Here is a 20,274-nt window from a genome sequence, read left to right as displayed (position 1 = left end):
AACGGTCATGCGTCACCTGTTTGTTTTTATCTGTGACGAAATCGAACCCGACACGCTCGTGACGCGACGGAGTGAACAAGGCGGATAGCCTTGAGGTTTGCGCAGATGCGCAGGAGGTCACAGGTAAAACGCGGCGCATTGTACACCCGTAACCCCCTGCTGCCAGACCCGCTGGACAAGCGTGTCTATGGCCGGGATTGCCTGTGTCCGCCCCGAGAAGCTCGGGCGGCTGCAAAAAATGGGTCAGACCCTTGCGGATCATCGACGGGAAAGGCAGGAAAACCGCCCCTCGCAGAGAGATGGAGATGGAATACGGCGTTCATTGCGCCTCCTTTTTGTTATGCACCTGCACGACAGGCATGGCGCGCATAACACCCTGCATGGAGCGGTGAAACAAGCGGGATAGAGCGCTGGAAGGAGGAAGGAAGACGCTGATGCGTAAGCGTTTTCTTACAGTATTCGGGGAATGGCGATTTCACGGGGTTAATCCGTTGATTTCGTCATGTTTTCTTTACAGTGCGTAATTCTGGCTTTCCAACCCCCGGCCCCTCCGGTGTGGCGGCTGACCTTCCTGGCGTACAAAAATGGGTGTGTGGCAACCGCCACACACCCAATTACTTTCAGTTCAACTTTTTCGAGAAGGTCTCCCTATCCCGCCAGATGGAAGTCCGTCTGATCAACGGCAGCACTGGCGACACCCACAAGGCGAATGGTGTCCGCCCCGATCCCGACCAGCGTATCGGCCCCGTCGACCGTTATGCTCACGTTGGCCGCGAACGTCGCACTGGTGATCCCCAGCCCCGAGACATCGAGCAAGTCCTGCCCTGCGGCCGGATTGGCTCCGAAGTTAAAGATCGCATCGGTGCCGAAACCCGCGGCAGCAAACACGAAGGTATCGTTGCCGCCGATACCGCTACTCAACAGGTCGTTACCACCACCACCGGTGAGCACGTCGTTACCCGCCCCCCCCACGATCGTGTTGTTGAGCGCGTTACCCGTTCCCGCAAAGTTGCCGCTGCTGCCGAAGAACAGATTCTCGACGTTGGCACCCAGGGTGTAGGTCAAGAGCGAGGTCCAGACGGTATCGTTACCGCCACCGGCGAGCTCGGTCACCACGTCCCCAGCAGAGGTGACTTCGTAGATATCGTTGCCGATACCGCCGGCCATCGTGTCGTTGCCGTTACCACCGATGAGAGTGTCGTTACCCGCACCGCCCACGAGTGTGTTGTCGAGCGCGTTACCGGTGGCCCTGAAATTGCCGCTACTGCCGAAATACAGATTCTCGACGTTGGCACCCAGGGTGTAGGTCGCGAGCGAGGTCCAGATCGTGTCGCTACCGGCACCGGCGAGCTCGGTCACTACGTCCCCAACGGAGGTAACCTCGTAGACATCGTTGCCAATACCGCCGGCCATCGTGTCGTTACCGTTACCGCCGATGAGAATGTCGTTACCCGCACCACCCACAATCGTGTTGGCGAGCACGTTACCGGTGCCCCTGAAATTGCCACTTGCGCCGAAATACAGATTTTCGACGTTGGCACCCAGGGTGTAGGTCGCGAGCGAGGTCCAGACCGTATCGTTGCCGCCACCGGCAAGCTCGGTCACCACGTCCCCAGCGGAAGTGACTTCGTAGATATCGTTGCCGATACCGCCGGCCATCGCATCGTCACCGTTACCACCGATGAGGATGTCATTGCCCGCACCGCCCACGAGTGTGTTGGCGAGCGCGTTACCGGTGGCCCTGAAATTGCCGCTACCGCCGAAATACAGATTCTCGACGTTGGCACCCAGGGTGTAGGTCGCGAGCGAGGTCCAGATCGTGTCGCTGCCGCCACCGGCGAGCTCGGTCACCACGTCTCCAATGGAGGTGACTTCGTAGACATCGTTGCCGAAACCGCCGGCCATCGTGTCGTTACCGTTACCGCCGATGAGGATGTCATTGCCCGCGTCACCATTGATGATGTCGTTGCCACCCCGGCCATTCATGATGTCGTTGCCATCACCTCCGCTGGCCACGTCCGCGCCTGCCGTGCCGATCCATGTGTCGACACCGGCGGTACCGACAAACAGATCTCCGACCACTGTCGTTGCGCCAGAGGTGACTCGCTCAAGTGTGCCGAGGTCATCGGTATAACTCGCGACGACACGCAGTTGCTGACCGACCTGCACCTGGCTGGGCGTGATAGTCGTGCCCGTCTCGCCGGCGATGTCGGTAAAGATCGCACCGCTCCCCACCTGCCACTGATGGGCAATCACCGAGGTCGTGGTCCCGTTGGCGTCGGTGAACGCATCCGTGGCGGTCAAGGCCGAGCCCTCCGTCGGGGTCGTATCGCTGATCAGCACCGTTCCGACCGGCAGGACATTGACAGTGCCGGTACCGGCCGGCGTGATCGGTGCGGTCGGCGCCGAGAACACCTCCTCCAGCACCCCATTGGCGTCCTTGTAGACCGCCCTGACGCGCAGCGCCAGCCCGGCAGCCACCACGAGTTCCGGTATGGCCGGCACGGCACCAATGAGGGTCGCCGGTGGTGGGACCCTGAGTTCCGAGCCCACCGTGACGGTCGTGCCCTCTGCGCGCGCGGTCTCGCCGGCGGCAAAGAAGGTGATGTCTTCGAAGACGCCCGAGCCCGGGCGCGCTTCGAACTGCCAGAAGAAACTGATGGGGCTGGTGATCGCGCCGCCGGTCGCAGTATTGTCGGCATCAGTGATGCCTGCCGCCGATACCGTCAGCGTCTGTCCGACAGCCGGCGTAGGATCGTCGATCCTCAGCGAACCGACTGGCGCCGCGTTCAAACCGCCCAGCACGATCGCCTGATCGGTGAACTGCAACCGCTCGATATTGCTGAGGGTGTCGATCCCGTCCCTGCCAGCGACACTGTCGGTGACCGTAACGGTGCCGTTGACGTTTTCGACCACGGTGTAATCCGCAAAATTGCCGGAGTACAGCGCCGTGTCGAAGTCGGGACCGGGCGCCGTCAGGATTTCGCGGACGATCTGGAGCTGGCCGGGGTTATAGGTGGCGTTCAACATGAACGGGACCAGCGGTGTCATGTTGTCGAAGGTGGCGATTTCCGGCCCGGTGCCATCGATGTTCTGCCGCACGCTGATGCGCACGTTGAGCCACTTGTCACCATCGATGAGGTCATCGCCGGCACGGCCTTCGATGACGTCGCTGCCGGCACCACCCAGGATAATGTTGCCCCCGTCGAACTTATCGTCTGCGGTACCCACGATGCCGTCAGCGCCAGCAGCAGCGGCACCAACGAACGCCCGCAGACCACTGATGAGGTCAAGGTTGGTGAGCACACTACCCGTGGAACCAGCAATAGCGAGCGTTACCGCGGTGGAATCATCGCCGCTGAGGAAATCGGCGTGTGCCGATCCCGACAGCCCTTCCACCAGGTCCAGACGGGCAAGGATCGACGCGGTGGAACCGGGCACCGCCGGCTGATCGAAGAAACGCAGGCTGGAGTTGAGGCCAATGGTCACGCCGACCGGATCATCCTTGTAGGTCGCCCAGTCGTAACCGGAGAACCCGATGAAACGGTCCGCCTCACTGGGGCTGCCGACCATGATGTCATCACCGCCTTCCCCGTCGAAGTTGTCCGGTCCGCCATCGCCCATGAAGACATCGTTGCCAATGATCGGTTCGTTGCCGAATGGGTCGAAGTTGTCGCCGGCAACGCCATCGGCGGATCCGCCCTGGATCCAGTCGTCGCCTTCACCGCCGCGCGCAAACTCGTTCGCCTTGCTGCCGAGGATGAAGTCGTTGCCCAGCCCGCCACTGCTGTCGGCCGCGTCCTCGCCGGTGATGATGAAGTCCTGGCCGGCCTGGCCGAGGATCAGGTTCAGGCCGTTGCCACCCTGGATGACGTCGTTGCCGTCCTCGCCATGGATGACGTCGTCACCGCCGATGTCAGTGATGATGTCGTCACCGGTACCGCCAAGGAGTTGGTCGTTGCCGTAGCCGCCATCGATCCGGTCGTTGCCGGCATCGCCATAGACCGTGTCGTCGTCCGAGTCGCCGGCAATGAGGATATCGTTGCCGGGCGTGCCGCCGAGCACGACCGTATCGGCACCGGTGTAGTGCAGGTAGTTGGTATCCGGGCCCACGGTGCCGGGGTTGTCGCGGATCACCAGCGGTGTGAGGAAGTCACTGCGTGGTGAGCCAATCGGATGATTCGACGGGCCGAAGGGATCGGCGGTGACTGGCAGATCATCGATCGTGCCGACGATGCCGTCGGGCCCGGCGACCACACTCGGGTTGTACTGACGGGTCTGGTCAGTTTCCAGGATGTAGGCCGGCGTCAGGAAAACCCTGGCCGAGAGGTGTGTTGCGTCGGTATTGGCCATCACCAGATTGGCGAACGTGTTGTTCTCAAGTTCGGCGCCAAAGTCCATCGAGGCGGTGCGTTCCAGATAGTAGAAGCGGTCTCCGTTCTGGAGTTTCTCCATCTGGTTCTCGAAGACGAAGTTGAAAGTCGAGCCGAGCATGCCGCCAAAGGGCATTTTCTCCTCGGCCAGCCCGCCAACCCAGAAGTCGACGTTGTCCAGGCCAGTGATGGTCACGTCGTCCGCGGTGTTCAAAATACCGTCCGCACCGGCGGTGCTGGCCCATGCTCCCGTGCTGTTGAGGAAGTCGACACGGTCGGCCGGTGCAGTCGCGCTGCCTAACACCAGGTCCGCAGCCGCGGCGCGCTTGTCCGCCAGCGTGATGGCGCCGGTGATGGTCGCGTGCGTGCCGTAGGCGGCGATGAAGTTGATCAGCGATTCGGGATGCTTTATGTGCTGCACGAAATCGGCCCAACTGGTGTAAGGCTTGAGCTCTGCGTCGCCAGTAGGCAGATAGAACTCCCGCCGCGCCGCGTTCAGGGACGGAATGCCGGTATCGCGGCCGCGCGCCAGGTTGATGGCGGGCAGATCGAGCGGCAGGCCCAGCAGGTTGTTGCGCAGGGCTTCGGTGACGAACTCGTCAATCTCGTTGCCCACCTGACGGGTCACGCCGCGCACGATGGCACCGGCCGCCTGTTCCGGAGTGGGGCCGCTGCCCGCGAACTCGAGCGGGTTGAGGAAGGCCTGAATCAGCCCGATATCGCTCGAGGCGAAGTTCGGATCCAGCCGGTCGACCTGCTCCAACAGCATCGAGTGCCCGAAGCGATAGACGGTGTGCGCGAACTCGGCAACGATAGTCGGATCGATCGCGGTGTCGTACACCTGGCCCGGTGCGAAGAACGGATCGACCATCGGCTGGATAGTGCGCGCGAACTCCTCGAACACCAGGTGTTGGTACTGCATCTCGGTGCCGAACTTCGCCGTCTGAAACAGGCGCTCGCCGTTCCAGTCGAGGGTCGAGGTGTCGGCGGGAACGGCAGTGACGGGCGTCAGCAGCCACTCGTTCAGGAACGACACGTCGCCGCTTGCCGCTGTCGCCAGGACCACCGCCATGGTGTGATCGACCAGGCGGTTGTGCTCATGGTGAAAGATGGAATGGACGGTGGTCAGACCGATGTTCTCGTTGACCCGGCCGTCGCCGGCAATGTAGTGCGCGTCCAGCAGTTCGTTGTCGTAGAAGCCCGGCGCAGGCGTACCGCCAACAACAGTGTCCACATCGGGCAGGAGTGCTGCGCCGGTCACGTCGTCGATCGGAACGGCGGTGTGCGCGATGTCGTTGAGGAAGGCATGGCCGGTGCGTACGGCATCGACCAGGCTGATGGGCGCCGCCGGATTGCCTTCAACGAGCACATCGTCGGCCGTGCCGGCAATGCCGTCCGGGCCCACCATCACCACCTGAGGAAAACCGTTCGGACCCTTGATGAAATTGCCGTAGGCGTCGGTCGCCAGCAAAGGCACGTTGTTGAAATCGGCATCGGTGAGGTCGATGCCGAGCAGGTCATGAGCTTGCGCCTTGACCACCTTCCAGGTGGCCATGCCGCCGATCCCGACGTCGTCGGCCGTGCCAAACACGCCATCGGCGCCCAGATCACGATTTTCGATCAACTTGCCGGTGGCCACCGGGTCGCCCGCTGCGTTGAGCTCATAGGCACGCAGGAACACCTGGTGCGAAGGATGCGAGCTGTAGGTCTGGTTCTGGTCGACAAACGGCGAGGTGGTGTTGGTGTTCTCGTGGATGTCGTCGGCCGTGCCCAGGATGCCGTCGGGACCGGGCAGATTAGTGGCCCGCGTCAACACCATGAAGTTGGTCGGGCTACCGGGCACGAACAGCGGGTCATCGGGCTGCAGCGGTATGAACACCGTGCCCGAGCCGCCCTTGGTGACGAGGTCCAGGCCATGGTCGAAGAACTGCCCGAAGAAGGTCATCCATTGGTTGAAGGGCGCGGTCAGGCCAGCGTCGGGGCTCACGTTCGAGTTGAAGAAGGTCTGGAACGTCGTACCGTCGGTGCGGGTTCCGGTAATCACCTGTGAGCCGACTTTCAAGATATCGTCAGCCGTGCCAAGGATGCCATCCAGACCCGGATCGAAGGTAGTCGCGACCGCTGCCGGGTTGCTGGCGGTCTGGTCGACGATCAGGTTGCTGATGGTGCGCGGCTGCGAGTCGTTCACCAGGCCGCTGGTCTGGGTGTAGCTCGTGCCGGCTTCGGCCGTGCGGAAGTCCGGCGTGGTCAGGCGAGGGAATACCGTATCGGCGGCACCGAACTCAGGATGGAGCAGGTTGTTCTCCGTGCCTTCGACCGTGCGCAAACCGTACGGCACCCGTATGTTCGGCAGCAGAGAAACCATGTTCTCACCCGCCGCGTTGTGTTCCGCGATCTTGATCTGGTCAAGGATGAACGCCAGGTCCGATTGCGTGTAACGCACACCGTTGCTGGGGGCCGTAGTCTGCGGATCGATCAGCGAAGGCGCCGCTGCGGGGGCCGGCACGCCGGCCACTACGGCCGTGGTCGGTGCCGAGAACACCTGTTCGGTCACGCCATTATCGTCCGCATAGAAGCCTTTGACCCGCACTGCCAGGCCGGCAAGATCCGCCGTCACCGTGAGAGTGGGCGTGTCCGCTCTTGTAAATCCGAGACCGATGCGGCCTGGCCCGAGGATGATGTCCTCGAAGACGCCCGAGCCCGGTGCCAATTCGACCTGCCATATGTAACTGATGGAATTGTTGATCCCCCCGCCCGCGTTGTCGGCATCGGTGATGCCTGCCGCCGACGCGGTCAGCGTCTGGCCAACGGTTGGTGCGGTGTTATTGACCGTCAGTGCACCCACAGGCTCGGCGTTGCCCCCCTGCACGAGGACCACTGCCTGATCGGAGAACTGCAGCCGCTCGATATGGGTGAGACGGTCGGTTTCTTCCTTGCCGACATTGTCGGTCACGGTGACGATGTCGGTGGCGGCGATATCGAGGGGAACGGCGGGATCGACGACGATGCCGTTGACGGCGATCGTGTAGTTCGCCAGAGGGCCCATGAAGTTGACGGTATCGAATGCAGCCCCGCCTACGGATGTACCGGGCAGAATTTCACGCACGGCGACAAGCTGGCCGGGATTGAAGGTGCCGTTCAGCATGAGCGGGATCAGGGGCTCCATGCCGTCGAAGCTGGCGATCTCCGGTCCGGTGCCATCGATGTTCTGCCGCACGCTGATACGCACGTTGAGCCAACTGTCGCCGTCGATGAGGTCGCTGCCGCCACGGCCTTCGATGATGTCGCTGCCATCGCCGCCGAGGATGATGTTGCCCGCGCCGAACTGATCGTCTGCGGTACCCACGATGCCGTCGGGGCCAGCAGCAGCGGCACCGACGAAGGCCCGCAGGCCGCTGACGAGATCGAAGTTGGTGAGGATGCTGCCCCTGGCCGTGATGTTGGCGATGATGGCTGCGTTTTGTTCATCGCCGCGCAGGAAGTCGGCGAAGGCCGACCCCGACAGACCCTCCACTTCCGCGAACCGGTCATAGATCGAATCGGCCGATTGCGCCACCGCGCCCACGATATTGCCCGCGGCATCGGGCACCGGGTGATACGGACTGAAGAACGGAGTGACCATGTCGACGGTCACGCCGAACTTGTCATTCTTGTAGGTGGTCCAGTCGAACCCGGACATGCCATCCATCTTGTCCTGTGCGTCGCTGGCGACGAAAACTTCGTCGCCGCCCTCGCCGATCATTTCATCGAATCCGCCTTTTCCGATGAAGATGTCGTTGCCGGGCACATCGTCGGACAACGTGGGGCTATTGTTGTCGCCGACCGCACCGTCCTGGGTGCCCCCTTCGATCCAGTCATCGCCTTCGCCGCCCTGCGGCGACAGGTTGACTGTGGAGCCGAGGATGAAGTCGTCGCCCGTGCCGCCGAAGATCATCGAGATGTCTTCGGTAGTGATGACGAAGTCTTTGCCCGCACCGGCGAGGACCAGATTGTTGCCGGCCAGGGTCGAGTTACCGGCCTGGATGACGTCGTTGCCGTCCTCGCCGTGAATGACGTCATCGCCGCCGATGTCGGTGATGATGTCATCGCCCGCGCCGCCGAAGAGGTTGTCATTGCCGTAGCCACCGTCGATCCGGTCGTTGCCGGCGTCGCCATAGACGGTGTCGTCGTCCGAGTCGCCGGCAATGAGGATGTCGTCGCCGGGCGTGCCGCCAAGCACGACCGTATCGCCGCCGGTGTAGTGCAGGTAGTTGGTATCCAGACCCACTGTGGCGGGGTTGTCGCGGATCACCAGCGGCGTGAAATGGTCAATCCGTGGTGAGCCAATCGGGTGCGCCGACGGGCCAAAGGGGTCGGCGCTGGCGGGCAGATCGTCGAGTGTGCCGACGATACCGTCCGGGCCGGCCACCACACTCTGGTTGAACTGGCGCGTCGGGTCGGTCTCCAGGATGAAGGCCGGTGTCTGGAATATGTTAGCCGGCAGGTGTGTCGCGTCGCTGTTGAGCATCACCAGATTGGCGAACGAATTGTTCTCCAGTTCAGTGCCGAAGTTGAGCCCCGCGGTGCGGGCCAGATAGTAGAAGCGGTCGCCATTCTGCAGGTTTTCCATCTGGGTTTCGAAGACGAAGTTGAAGGTCGAACCCAGCAGGCCGCCAAAGGGCATTTTCTCCTCGGCCAGGCCGCCGATCCAGAAGTCGACGGAGTCCAGGCCGGTGGTGGTCACGTCGTCTGCGGTGTTCAGAATACCGTCCGCACCGGCGGTGCTGGCCCAGACGCCGGTACTGTGCAGGAAGTCCAGGCGATCAGCCGGCGCCGTGGCGCTACCGAGCACCAGATCCGCAGCCGCGGCGCGCTTGCCTGCCAGCGTCGTAGCGCCAGTGATGGTTGAATGCGTGCCGTAGGCGGCGATGAAATTGATCAGCGATTCCGGGTGTTTCATGTGCTGCACGAAATCGGCCCAGCTCGTATAGGGGGTCAACTGGCTGTCGCCGGTCATGTGGTAGAACTCGCGCCGCGCCGCATTCAGCGACGGGATGCCGGTGTCGCGGCCGCGCGCCAGGTTGAGGGCGGCCAGGTCCAGCGGCAGGCCGACCAGGTTGTTGCGCACCGCGTCGGTCACAAACTCATCGATCTCGTTGCCGACCTGGCGGGTCAGGCCGCGTACGATGGCGCCTGTCGCCTGCTCAGGGGTGGGGCCGCTCGCAGCAAATGCCAGCGGGTTGAGGAAGGCCGCGATCAGGCCGGTCTGTTGATTGCCCGGGGCAGTCGGATTGCCGTCGCCGACGACGTTGAAATTGGCATCGAATCGATCGACCGTCTCCACCAGCATCGAGTGACCGAAGCGAAAGACCGTGTGCGCGAACTCGGCGACGATCGCCGAGTCGATCGTAGTGTCATTGCCCATGGGTGCCAGGAAGACGTCCACTTGCGGCTGGATGGTGCGCGCGAACTCCTCGAACACCAGGTGCTGGTACTGCATCTCAGTGCCGAACTTGGCCGCCTGGAACAACCGCTCGCCGTTCCAGTGCAGGGCCGCGATGTCGGCCGCCGTCACCGGCAACGCCGCCAATTGGGCGTCGGGCATCAACCATTTGTTCAGGAAGTCGAGGTCGGCGGAGGCCAGCACCGTCGCCTTTGTCTCATCAACCAGCCGATTGTGCTCGTGGTGGAAGACAGAGTGGACGGTGGTCAGGCCGATGTTCTCGTTGACGCGGCCATCGCCGGCGATGTAGTGCGCATCCAACAACTCGTTGTCGTAGGTGCCGGCCGCTTGTGGGCCACCAATGACGGTGTCCGCATCAGGCGTCAAGCCGCCGGTCGGATCGGCGCTGTGGGCGATGTCGATAAGGAACTGGTGACCGGTGCGCACGGCGTTTGTCAGGCTGATTGGCGCGGCCCGATTACCCTCCACGAGTACGTCATCGGCGGTGCCGGCAATGCCATCCGCGCCTTTCATCACGACTTGCGGAAGGCCGTTGGGCCCCTTGATGAAGTTGCCGTAGGCATCGGTCGCCAGCAGCGGCAGATCGAACACATCCGCATCGGTCAGGTTGATCCCGAGCAGATCATGGGCCTGGGCCTTGACCACTTTCCAGGTGGCCATGCCACCGATTTCGGTATCGTCGGCGGTGCCGAACACACCATCGACACCCAGCTCACGATTGGTGATCAGCTTGCCGGTGGCGACCGGGTCGCCGGCGGCGTTGAGCTCATAGGCGCGCAGGAATACCTGGTGCGAAGGATGCGAGCTGTAGGTCTGGTTCTGGTCGACAAACGGCGAGGTGGTATTTTGCTGTTCGTGGATGTCGTCGGCCGTGCCGAGAATGCCATCGGGGCCGGGCAAATTGGTGGCCCGCGTCAACACCATGAAGTTGGTCGGACCACCAGGCACGAACAGTGGATCGTCGGGCTGCAGCGGAATGAACACCGTGCCCGAGCCGCCCTTGGTGACCAGGTCGAGGCCATGGTCGAAGAACTGGCCGAAGAAAGTCATCCAGGCGTTGAAGGGCACGGTCAGGCCCGCGTCCGGCGTGATATTAGGGATCTGGAAGACGGAAATGTCGTCGGCGGTGCCAAACAGGCCATCCAGACCGGGGCTGGTGACGACCTGTGAATCAGGATTAGCCGCTGCGGCCGCCACCGCCGCCGGATTGTTAGCGGTCTGGTCCACGATCAGGTTGCTGATGGTGCGCGGTTGCGAGTCGAAGACGGCACCGCTGGTCTGCAGATAGGAGGTCGGCGTGGTTCCGCCAGGATCGGTGGGGCCGAAGAAGCCGACCGGCTGGACCTGCGCGGTATTGAACGCCGGCGTCGTCATGCGCGGAAAGAAATTGTCGGCGGCACCGAACTGGGGATTGGCCAGGTTGTTGTAGATGCCGGAGACGGTGCGCAGGCCGAAGGGCACTTCTACGTTTTGCAGCAAGTCAGTCAGACTCGCGCCTGACGCATGCCGTTCAGCGATGAAAATCTGTTCGAGAATGAACTCAAGATCGGACTTGATGAAGCTGGCCATGTCTGTTTCCTCGATGCTTGACTAATCAGGAAACCACACGCATAAAACACCGCTGCAAACGCGTGGTTTAGTGCTGAACCCCATAAATAAAAATCGAAATTTGAACGACGGGACCTGGTATCACGGCCGCACCGAGCCCCTACTGAATCGCGTGCGATCAGCAGTGCTCAACTGAGGATCAATTCCCCATGACAACCGTAACTACTGGCTGGTATTGCGCCTCAAGGAGGCGACGGCTCATGAACGCAGGTTGAATAGAAGGCGTAACTTACTAAAGGCCCCGTCACGTATCGGGGCACTATGCATCTGTCCATATTGCTCTCTCAGGCATAGGCGGCTTGTCACAGATGCCACACATCCAGCGATCAGAGTCATTGGCCGGAATATGCTTGCGAAGATCGTCATAGTCCGGTAGTTCCTGAGGGGTGATGGCACGGTTCTGCGTCCATGCGGCTTCGTCAACAAGCCTTTTATCCATGAGCAAACTGGCATCGACTACGAATTGACTAGTCTGTATTGGAGACGGGTTCCATACGCTTGGTGACGGAGTCAGGAAATCATTACTATTGGTAATAACTCTTGGCTGTTTTTGCCGGAAATAGCGAATACCCAGATTGATCGCGAATCTTTTTAAACTATTCATCACCCCTCCCGCCCTCAATCTCAAACGCTAGCTTTACACTCCATTGAAAATGAGTATTGAGGTGCTACCCGGATGTGTACAGAGACGAAAGCCCAGTCAAATTCTGAGACCTTGGTCAAAGAATCAGATCAGACCTTGGTCGAATCAGACGCAGGCCAAACGTCCAGTGACGCAGTGCCCGGGAGACAGATCCCCCTTGCGAAACTGCGCCATTTAAGTCGCTCAACACAGTTCGTCATCTGCGCCACCATCATTCTGGGTTTGACCATGACGCTCGTTGGAAACCTCGTAAGCCAGAGTATCGAAGATGCAACAGTTCAAACGGCGGCAGAGACGGGCGCGCGTTATATGCAGAATTTTCTCGAACCGTTCATCCAAGGATTAACCACTGCCAAAGAACTCCCCGATGGAACTATTCAGACCATTGATCACCTGCTGTCCAGTACCTCGCTCAGTACACATGTCGTCTCGGTGAAGATCTGGCTTCCAGACGGCACGATTATCTACAGCACCGACAAATCCGCGGTCCAAAAAAAATTTCCGACAGAGGAGATCTCACAGGCGCTGACAGGCAAGATCTATACAGAACTGGACAATGATCTTGAGGGTGATGCTGACGATGCGTTTGAGCGAAGCCTGAATATTCCGTTCTATGAAATTTTTGCTCCACTGCGCGAAGCGGGTACTGGAAAGATTGTTGCGGTTGGTGAGTTCTACGAAACTGCGCAAGCGCTACAGCGCGAAATCAATAACGTTCGCCAGAAAGTATGGGCGATAGTTGGTGCAGCAACGGTGGCCATGCTTTTGTTGTTATTTTTTATCGTTCGGCGTGACGACAAGATCATAAAGCAGCATGAGACAGCACTTAAATGGCGAATGCATGAGCAAGCCAGGTTGCATTCAAATAATGCCTTCCTTCAGCACAAAGTCACTACAGCCAATCGCGAATTTTCAAAAATCAATGAACTTACTCTTCGTCGGATCGGAGCAGATCTTCATGATGGTCCTGCTCAACTATTGTCACTTATTCTCCTTCGCCTTGAAGAACTCGAGGATGTGCAAGGCGCCTCAGGTGGGGAAGTCCTCGAAATGATCAGACGTGCTGGCGAGGATGCTTTAAACGAAGTGCGGGAAATATCACTCGGCCTGGCACTTCCGGAAATCAATGATCTGACCCTGCACGATGCGCTGGTATTGCTTGCCGAGCGGCACGAAGAGCGAACCGAGACGCGAGTCGAACTGGCGCTTGATACGCTTCCAGACGACGTACCGATAGCGCATAAAATTTGTATTTACCGCTTCGCCCAGGAAGCATTGAACAATGCCTATATTCACGCCGGAGGAAAAGGCCAAAAACTCAGTGCCTCTCACTCCGAAGGGCTACTGGAAGTGCAAGTCGAGGATACGGGAGTGGGTATTTCAACCGAAAAAACGAATGTGCCAGGTCGAGGCAGAACTCATCTGGGCCTTGTCGGCATGCGCTATCGCGTCGAATCCCTCGGCGGAATATTCATCATTGAATCGGCACCCCATGCCGGAACCAAAGCCAGGGCGCAGTTCAAAATCTGATCACCCGCTCCAAAATGATCGTTGCACCCAAGTAACCGGAAGCGCCTATAGCCCGTTAGCCGGCTTACCGTTGTGATTCAAATCGCGGCGTTGAAGAGCACCGCATAAATCAGGTATATGGTCACTCTCCCAATGCCGTCTCACTGCTGCGACTGCCTGCGTCCGGTTACGAACGCGTAGCTTGTACATGACATTCGTCATGTAGTGCTTGATTGTTTTCTCGCTAAGTTCAAGCTTGATAGCAACCTCGCGGTTAGTCAGGCCCTTCGATACCTCCCGGATAACTTGTTCTTCGCGATGGGTCAGCTTGACCTTTTGCTTATCACCCGCGTGAGTTCTGAAACCGCTTAACATTTTGCTGGCAAGCTTGGGTGTAATGAAGGTTTCACCACCGGCAACATTTCTGATGGCTTGTACAAGCTCCCGACCGCTTATGCCTTTCAACGCATACCCCTGCGCGCCCGCTTCGAGGGCGGAATAGGCGTCCTCGATGGACTCAGATACCGTCAACATCAAAACTTTAACTGTCGGCGAAGAAGCTGAGATCGCTCGCACGGCAGCAAAGCTATCGCCCGGCATATTTACATCCATCAGCAAAACATCCGGAGCAAAACGAGCGGCAATTTCCAGGGCATCATCGGCAGACCCGCCCTGCTCGACCACCTGAAAGTCAGCTATTTTCTTCAGCGCCATTGTGACCCCATCCCTTAACAGCGGGTGATCATCAACGATGCCAATCTTGATCATGGAACTCATAAGAAGCTCCTCATAAGAGGCGATGGAGCTGCATGGTAGTGTCGCGCCCCTCGCGTCATGTCGAATCGGTAAGCCCAGCCGTTTCCATGATGTCCGGTGCGACAGCTGTTGTGGGTACCAGGGGGGTGGTGCAACTAATGGGCCATTAACAAAGGGCGAAGAAAAAGCTCAAATTAATTAACAAGCTGTTTCTGAATGTTTCAAGCGAGAGAAAGGATGAGGGGGGAGTATTCCTCAAATCAGGTGCTAATCGCCCGGTTGGGTGGGTGTAATGCCCCATTTATGGAGACAGTAGCGGCCCTGTTTCACCGACCGCTCTTGGTAGGATCTGCTCAAAAAAAAACGCCAACCCCTGATGGTTGGCGTTTTTACTTGCAGCTCGTAGCTTACCGCTGCCTCACTCCGGCTTGCGACGACCAAAGCCCGGACGCTGGCCGGAACCGGCCGGTGCGCCACGGCGCTTGCCCGATGGCTTGTCACCATCGACCAGTTTGATCCCCGGACGCTTCGGCGCCGGCTTGGCCGGACGGTTGGTGTCGGCCGGGCGATCGGCTACCGGCGTACCACGACCTTCGCCACGCTCGGTACGGCCATTGGCCGGACGTGGCGTGCGCGGACCGCGCTCGCCGTCCTGACGGGCAGCTGGCTTGCGCCCTGGACGCTCGCCTTCGATCTGTGGCTCGCGGTTGGCACGCGGCGCGGCAGGTGCCGAAGCTGCACCAGTGGCTGGACGCAGGGTACGCACACGCTCGGTCTTGGCCATCGGACGCGACGACTTGCGCTGCATCCGGTCAAGCTTGTCCTTGCTCTTGGCGTTCATCTGCGGCATCGCGACCGGCGTCAAACCGACCTCGGCACTCAGGATGTCGACTTCGTACTGGCTCATTTCGCGCCAGCGGCCCATCGGCAGGTCGGAGTTGAGGAACACCGGGCCGAAACGCACGCGCTTCAGACGGCTGACCACCAGGCCCTGGGATTCCCACAAGCGACGAACTTCGCGGTTACGGCCTTCCATCACCACGCAGTGGTACCAGTGGTTGAAACCTTCACCGCCTGGCGCCTGCTTGATGTCGGTGAACTTCGCCGGGCCATCTTCAAGGACCACGCCAGCCTTCAGACGCTCGATCATCTCGTCATCGACTTCGCCACGCACACGCACCGCGTATTCACGGTCCATTTCGTAAGAAGGGTGCATCAGGCGGTTGGCCAGCTCACCGTCGGTGGTGAACATCAGCAGACCGGTGGTGTTGATGTCCAGGCGACCGATGTTGATCCAGCGACCCTCTTTAGGGCGCGGCATCTTGTCGAACACCGTTGGGCGACCTTCAGGGTCGACACGGGTGCAGATCTCACCGTCCGGCTTGTTGTACATGATCACGCGGCGCACCGACTCGGCGGCCTCTTCGCGCTTGATCACCTTGCCATCGATGGTGATGGCGTCGTGCATGTCGACGCGCTGACCAAGGGTGGCGTCTTTGCCGTTGACCTTGATGCGGCCGTGGCTGATCCAGGCTTCCACGTCACGGCGCGAGCCGACGCCGATTCGGGCGAGGACTTTCTGCAGTTTTTCGCCTGCTGGGCCGATTGGCTGGTCGTCTTGCTGGTCTTTGATACTCATCTGGGCACCTCCCGGTGTGGTCTGAAAACTGGGTACTTGGGCGAAGGGATCGCCGAAGGGTCGCGAATCATACGCGCATGAGGGCGTTTGCGCATCAGAGACTAGCTGATCAAGGCAAGGTTATTTGTTTTTCCGCTGGCCGGTGACACACAGCTTGCTTATGGACACAAACCTTGTGGGAGCGAGCCTGCTCGCGATGACGGTGGCACATCCAACATCGAAGTGACTGACCTGCCGCCATCGCGAGCAGGCTCGCTCCCACAGTGAATCTCCATTGTTCATGAGAATCGTATCAGTCTTCGAATTGGCGGCGTTCTGCTTCGATGGCTTCGGCAAGGGCCCGGGCTTCGGCCTCTTCGTCCGACAGTTCCGGCTCGGGTTTCGGCTGTTCGAGGGCGGCAACGGCGGCCAGGAGTTTTTCCCGGGCTTCGGCAACGCCGAGGATGTCGTCGTCCTGCTCCGGCTCGATTTCGGGTTCTGGCTCGCCGTCCGGCTCAGGCTCGGGCTGTGCCGCTTCGATTTCTGGTTCGATAACCGACTGTTCCGGATCGAACTCAGGTGCCGCACCATCACGCAGCAAATCGTCGAAATCGGTCTTGATCCCCTCTTCCATGCTGTCCAGTTCCAGCAACAGCGTGTGGAAACTGGTCTCTTCTTTCGGCTCTTCCGGCTCGGCGCTGGCGTCGGCCAGCTCTTGCAGCCCGGCGGGTACGGGGGCGTCGTCGAAATCGAGCACCGGATCCGGTTCCAGCTCGCGCAGTTCCGCCAGCGGCGGCAGGTCATCGAGGTTCTTCAGGTTGAAGTGATCGAGGAACGCCTTGGTGGTGGCGAACATTGCCGGTTTGCCGGGCACGTCGCGGTAGCCGACGATGCGGATCCACTCGCGCTCCATCAAGGTCTTGACGATGTTGCTGTTGACCGCCACGCCCCGTACGTCTTCGATTTCGCCACGGGTGATCGGCTGGCGATAGGCGATCAGGGCCATGGTTTCCAGCATGGCCCGGGAGTAACGCTGCGGGCGCTCTTCCCACAGACGTCCGACCCACGGCGCAAACTTCTCGCGAATCTGCAGGCGATACCCCGAGGCCACTTCCTTGAGTTCAAACGCGCGGCCATCGCACGACTTGGCGAGAATCGTCAGGGCCTTCTTGAAGACCTGCGGTTCCGGCCGCTCGCCTTCCTCGAAGAGTTCAAACAGGCTTTCCAAAGATTGCGGTTTTCCCGAGGCCAACAGAAAGGCTTCAAGCAGGGGTGCCAGATCGCGGGGTTCAGTCAGGTTCATGTTTCGACTCGTTATTCGGCTCGGGCTCGCACGTGGATCGCGGCAAATGGCTCATTCTGCACCAGCTCGACCAGCGACTCCTTGACCAATTCAAGGATCGCCATGAAGGTCACCACCACCCCAAGGCGCCCTTCTTCAGCGGTGAACAGCTCGACAAACGGCACGAAACCGCCGCCTTTGAGGCGTTCCAGCACATCGCTCATGCGCTCGCGGGTCGACAGTGCCTCGCGGCTGACCTGATGGCTTTCGAACATGTCGCCACGGCGCAAGACCTCGGCCATGGACAACAGTAGCTCTGACAAGCGCACGTCTGGCAGCAGCTTGCGCGCCCGGGCTTCCGGAGCGTCAAGCTTGGGCACCACCACATCACGGCCAACGCGACTCAGGCCGTCGATGCCTTCGGCGGCAGCCTTGAAGCGCTCGTATTCCTGCAAGCGGCGGATCAGTTCGGCGCGCGGGTCTTCCTCTTCGTCTTCGACGGTTTCGGCCCGTGGCAGCAGCATCCGCGACTTGATCTCGGCCAGCATCGCGGCCATTACCAGGTACTCGGCGGCCAGCTCCAGGCGTACCGACTGCATCAACTCGACGTAGCCCATGTACTGGCGAGTGATTTCCGCCACCGGGATGTCGAGGATGTTGATGTTCTGTTTGCGGATCAGGTACAGCAGCAGGTCGAGCGGGCCTTCGAACGCCTCGAGAAAGACCTCGAGGGCATCCGGCGGGATGTACAGGTCCAGGGGCATTTCCATGACCGCCTGGCCATAGACCATGGCGAAGGGCAGTTCCTGCTGGGCTCCGGCCTGACTGTCGACGGGTTCTACTGCGGACATCTAGGCCTCGACCATGAACGGCGCAGGGTCGCCGCAACCGACGCGAATGACTTCCGGCTCGCCGTCGGCGAGGCTGATCACGGTGGATGCCTTGATCCCGCCGAAACCGCCGTCGATGATCAGATCGACCTGGTGTTCGAGCAACTGGCGCATTTCGTACGGGTCGCTCAACGGATCTTCATCGCCTGGCATGATCAGGGTCACGCTCATCAAAGGCTCCCCCAGTTCAGCCAGCAACGCCAGGGCAATGGGGTGGCTCGGCACGCGCAGGCCGATGGTGCGTTTCTTCGGGTGCAACAACAGCCGCGGCACTTCGCGGGTGGCGTTGAGGATGAAGGTATACGGCCCCGGCAGATGAGCCTTGAGAATGCGGAACGTGCCGGTGTCGATCTTGGCGAACAGGCCTAGTTGCGACAGGTCGCTGCAGATCAGCGCGAAATTGTGCTTTTCATCGAGCTGTCGCAGGCGCCGAACGCGTTCCACGGCCACCTTGTCGCCGATCTGGCAACCTATGGCGTAGGAAGAGTCCGTGGGATAAATCACCACCCCGCCCTTGCGGATGATTTCGACTGCCTGTTTGATCAGGCGCGCTTGCGGGTTTTCCGGATGAATCTGGAAAAATTGACTCACATTCTCTACCTGTTCAGACGGCGGCAATAACTGGGTCATGTTTGAATCGACACCATAGCGGTGGCAGATCCTCCGGGAGTGGCCGGTATTCACCGATTTCCGACCAGCCTCCTGGGCCATGAAAATCACTGCCGGCACTGACCAGCAGACCAAACTCACGGGCCAGAATGGCCAGGCTGCCCACTTGCTCGGCAGGCTGGTAACCATTGACCACTTCGATGGCGTGGCCCCCTGCTTGAATATAGTCGGCAATCAGACGACGACGCTTGCTGCGGGTGAATTCATAGTGCCATGGGTGTGCCAGGCTGACCCAGGCCTTGGCCGCGCGCAGGGTTTCGACGGTTTCCTCCAGGGTTGGCCAGTGTTGCTTGACGTCGCCCAGCTTGCCGGCGCCCAGCCATTTGCGGAACGCCTCGGCGCGGTCCTTGACGAAACCTTCTCGCACCATCCAGTCGGCGAAATGCGGGCGGGCCGGTGCGTTTGCGCTGTCGCCCAGTTCCTGCTGGATCTCCCGGGCGCCCTCCAGCGCCCCCGGCATGCCTTTGAGCGCCAGTTTGCGGCTGATTTCCTCGGAGCGTAGCCAGCGGCCATCATGCAATCTGGCGATGGCCTCGACCAACGGCGCGGCGTTCACGTCAAAACCGTAGCCCAGGACATGAATGGTTGCGCCGCCCCAGGTGCAGGACAATTCGACGCCGTTGACCAGTTGCATCCCCAGCGCGGTAGCCGCGTGCCGGGCCTCGTCGAGGCCTTCGAGGGTGTCGTGATCGGTCAAGGCCAGGACTCGCACGCCTTTCTCGAACGCCCGCGCCACCAGAACCGCAGGCGCCAGGGCGCCATCGGAGGCCGTGCTATGGCAGTGCAAATCAACATTCACAGGGCTTTGTAACCTCAAATCAGCTGGCGCTATCGCGCGCCCATATGTTTGTTATTATGCCGCCACATCCTGCTTCTGGCTGCCACTGTGAAACAATTCATCGATTTCATCCCGCTCCTGCTGTTTTTCATCGTCTTCAAAATCGACCCACGGGTCGTCGACATCGCCGGTCATCAGATCACTGTAGGCGGTATTTACAGCGCCACCGCGATGCTGATCGTCAGCTCCCTGGTGGTCTACGGCACACTGTTCGTCAAGCAGCGCAAGCTGGAGAAGAGCCAGTGGCTGACCCTGATCGCCTGCCTGGTGTTCGGCAGCCTGACGCTGGCGTTCCACAGCGAAACGTTCCTGAAATGGAAAGCCCCGGTGGTCAACTGGCTGTTCGCCCTGGCGTTCATCGGCAGCCACTTCGTCGGTGACAGCCTGCTGATCAAACGCATCATGGGCCACGCGCTGACCCTGCCGGAGCCGGTCTGGACACGCCTGAACATCGCCTGGATCGCCTTCTTCCTGTTTTGCGGTGCCGCCAACCTGTTTGTCGCGTTCACCTTCCAGAGCTACTGGGTCGACTTCAAGGTCTTCGGCAGCCTGGGCATGACTTTGCTGTTCCTGGTCGGCCAGGGCATCTACCTGTCCCGCCATCTGCACGATGCCGACACCACAACGCCAAAAACCGAGGACTGA

The 20,274-nt window shown here is 60.4% G+C and carries 10 protein-coding genes; 2 read left to right on the top strand and 8 right to left on the bottom strand.

Annotation, left to right across the window (positions count from 1 at the left end; genetic code table 11):
• Positions 1 to 648: 648 nt before the first annotated feature.
• Both ACM6J5_RS21125 and ACM6J5_RS21120 read right to left on the bottom strand, forming a co-directional pair.
• The gene (locus tag ACM6J5_RS21125; protein WP_414929275.1) at positions 649 to 11,385 is read right to left on the bottom strand and encodes a peroxidase family protein; all 10,737 of its coding nucleotides are present in this window, start codon (positions 11,383 to 11,385) and stop codon (positions 649 to 651) included.
• Positions 11,386 to 11,683: 298 nt separating this feature from the next.
• Positions 11,684 to 12,028, bottom strand: coding sequence for a hypothetical protein (locus tag ACM6J5_RS21120; RefSeq protein WP_414929274.1), 345 nt, complete (start codon positions 12,026 to 12,028; stop codon positions 11,684 to 11,686).
• A 72-nt stretch (positions 12,029 to 12,100) separates the two neighbouring features.
• Between ACM6J5_RS21120 and ACM6J5_RS21115 the strand changes: the two genes are divergently transcribed.
• On the top strand, positions 12,101 to 13,597 hold the full coding sequence (locus ACM6J5_RS21115) for a sensor histidine kinase (RefSeq protein ID WP_414929273.1): 1,497 nt from the start codon (positions 12,101 to 12,103) through the stop codon (positions 13,595 to 13,597).
• Positions 13,598 to 13,642: 45 nt separating this feature from the next.
• Here ACM6J5_RS21115 and ACM6J5_RS21110 read toward each other — a convergent pair whose 3' ends face one another.
• The 6 genes from ACM6J5_RS21110 to ACM6J5_RS21085 all read right to left on the bottom strand — a co-directional run bounded on the left by ACM6J5_RS21110 (position 13,643) and on the right by ACM6J5_RS21085 (position 19,590).
• Positions 13,643 to 14,353, bottom strand: coding sequence for a response regulator (locus tag ACM6J5_RS21110; RefSeq protein ID WP_414929272.1), 711 nt, complete (start codon positions 14,351 to 14,353; stop codon positions 13,643 to 13,645).
• 397 nt (positions 14,354 to 14,750) lie between these two features.
• Entirely contained in the window at positions 14,751 to 15,971 is a 1,221-nt protein-coding gene (gene rluB / locus ACM6J5_RS21105; RefSeq protein WP_414929271.1) for a 23S rRNA pseudouridine(2605) synthase RluB, read from the bottom strand.
• A 292-nt stretch (positions 15,972 to 16,263) separates the two neighbouring features.
• On the bottom strand, positions 16,264 to 17,253 hold the full coding sequence (scpB, locus tag ACM6J5_RS21100) for an SMC-Scp complex subunit ScpB (RefSeq protein ID WP_095945474.1): 990 nt from the start codon (positions 17,251 to 17,253) through the stop codon (positions 16,264 to 16,266).
• Positions 17,254 to 17,264: 11 nt separating this feature from the next.
• On the bottom strand, positions 17,265 to 18,023 hold the full coding sequence (locus ACM6J5_RS21095) for a segregation and condensation protein A (protein ID WP_172435389.1): 759 nt from the start codon (positions 18,021 to 18,023) through the stop codon (positions 17,265 to 17,267).
• 60 nt (positions 18,024 to 18,083) lie between these two features.
• The gene (locus ACM6J5_RS21090) at positions 18,084 to 18,713 is read right to left on the bottom strand and encodes an L-threonylcarbamoyladenylate synthase (protein WP_095945494.1); all 630 of its coding nucleotides are present in this window, start codon (positions 18,711 to 18,713) and stop codon (positions 18,084 to 18,086) included.
• A 13-nt stretch (positions 18,714 to 18,726) separates the two neighbouring features.
• Entirely contained in the window at positions 18,727 to 19,590 is an 864-nt protein-coding gene (locus ACM6J5_RS21085) for a PHP domain-containing protein (protein ID WP_095945475.1), read from the bottom strand.
• 87 nt (positions 19,591 to 19,677) lie between these two features.
• Between ACM6J5_RS21085 and ACM6J5_RS21080 the strand changes: the two genes are divergently transcribed.
• Positions 19,678 to 20,274 carry a septation protein A gene (locus ACM6J5_RS21080; RefSeq protein WP_095945476.1) on the top strand — a complete coding sequence of 199 codons (597 nt, stop codon included), beginning with the start codon at positions 19,678 to 19,680 and terminating at the stop codon, positions 20,272 to 20,274.

The sequence above is a fragment of the Pseudomonas sp. IT-P74 genome (assembly GCF_949768175.1).
GTDB lineage: Bacteria > Pseudomonadota > Gammaproteobacteria > Pseudomonadales > Pseudomonadaceae > Aquipseudomonas.
This window is presented reverse-complemented; position numbering and strand designations above follow the sequence as displayed.

Bases quoted from the DNA above. Each gene is read 5' to 3' on its own strand.
- rluB (WP_414929271.1), bottom strand. From the start codon at position 15,971: ATGAGTATCAAAGACCAGCAAGACGACCAGCCAATCGGCCCAGCAGGC.
- ACM6J5_RS21125 (WP_414929275.1), bottom strand. From the start codon at position 11,385: ATGGCCAGCTTCATCAAGTCCGATCTTGAGTTCATTCTCGAACAGATT.
- ACM6J5_RS21095 (WP_172435389.1), bottom strand. From the start codon at position 18,023: ATGGTCTATGGCCAGGCGGTCATGGAAATGCCCCTGGACCTGTACATC.
- ACM6J5_RS21110 (WP_414929272.1), bottom strand. From the start codon at position 14,353: ATGAGTTCCATGATCAAGATTGGCATCGTTGATGATCACCCGCTGTTA.
- ACM6J5_RS21120 (WP_414929274.1), bottom strand. From the start codon at position 12,028: ATGAATAGTTTAAAAAGATTCGCGATCAATCTGGGTATTCGCTATTTC.
- scpB (WP_095945474.1), bottom strand. From the start codon at position 17,253: ATGAACCTGACTGAACCCCGCGATCTGGCACCCCTGCTTGAAGCCTTT.
- ACM6J5_RS21115 (WP_414929273.1), top strand. From the start codon at position 12,101: ATGTGTACAGAGACGAAAGCCCAGTCAAATTCTGAGACCTTGGTCAAA.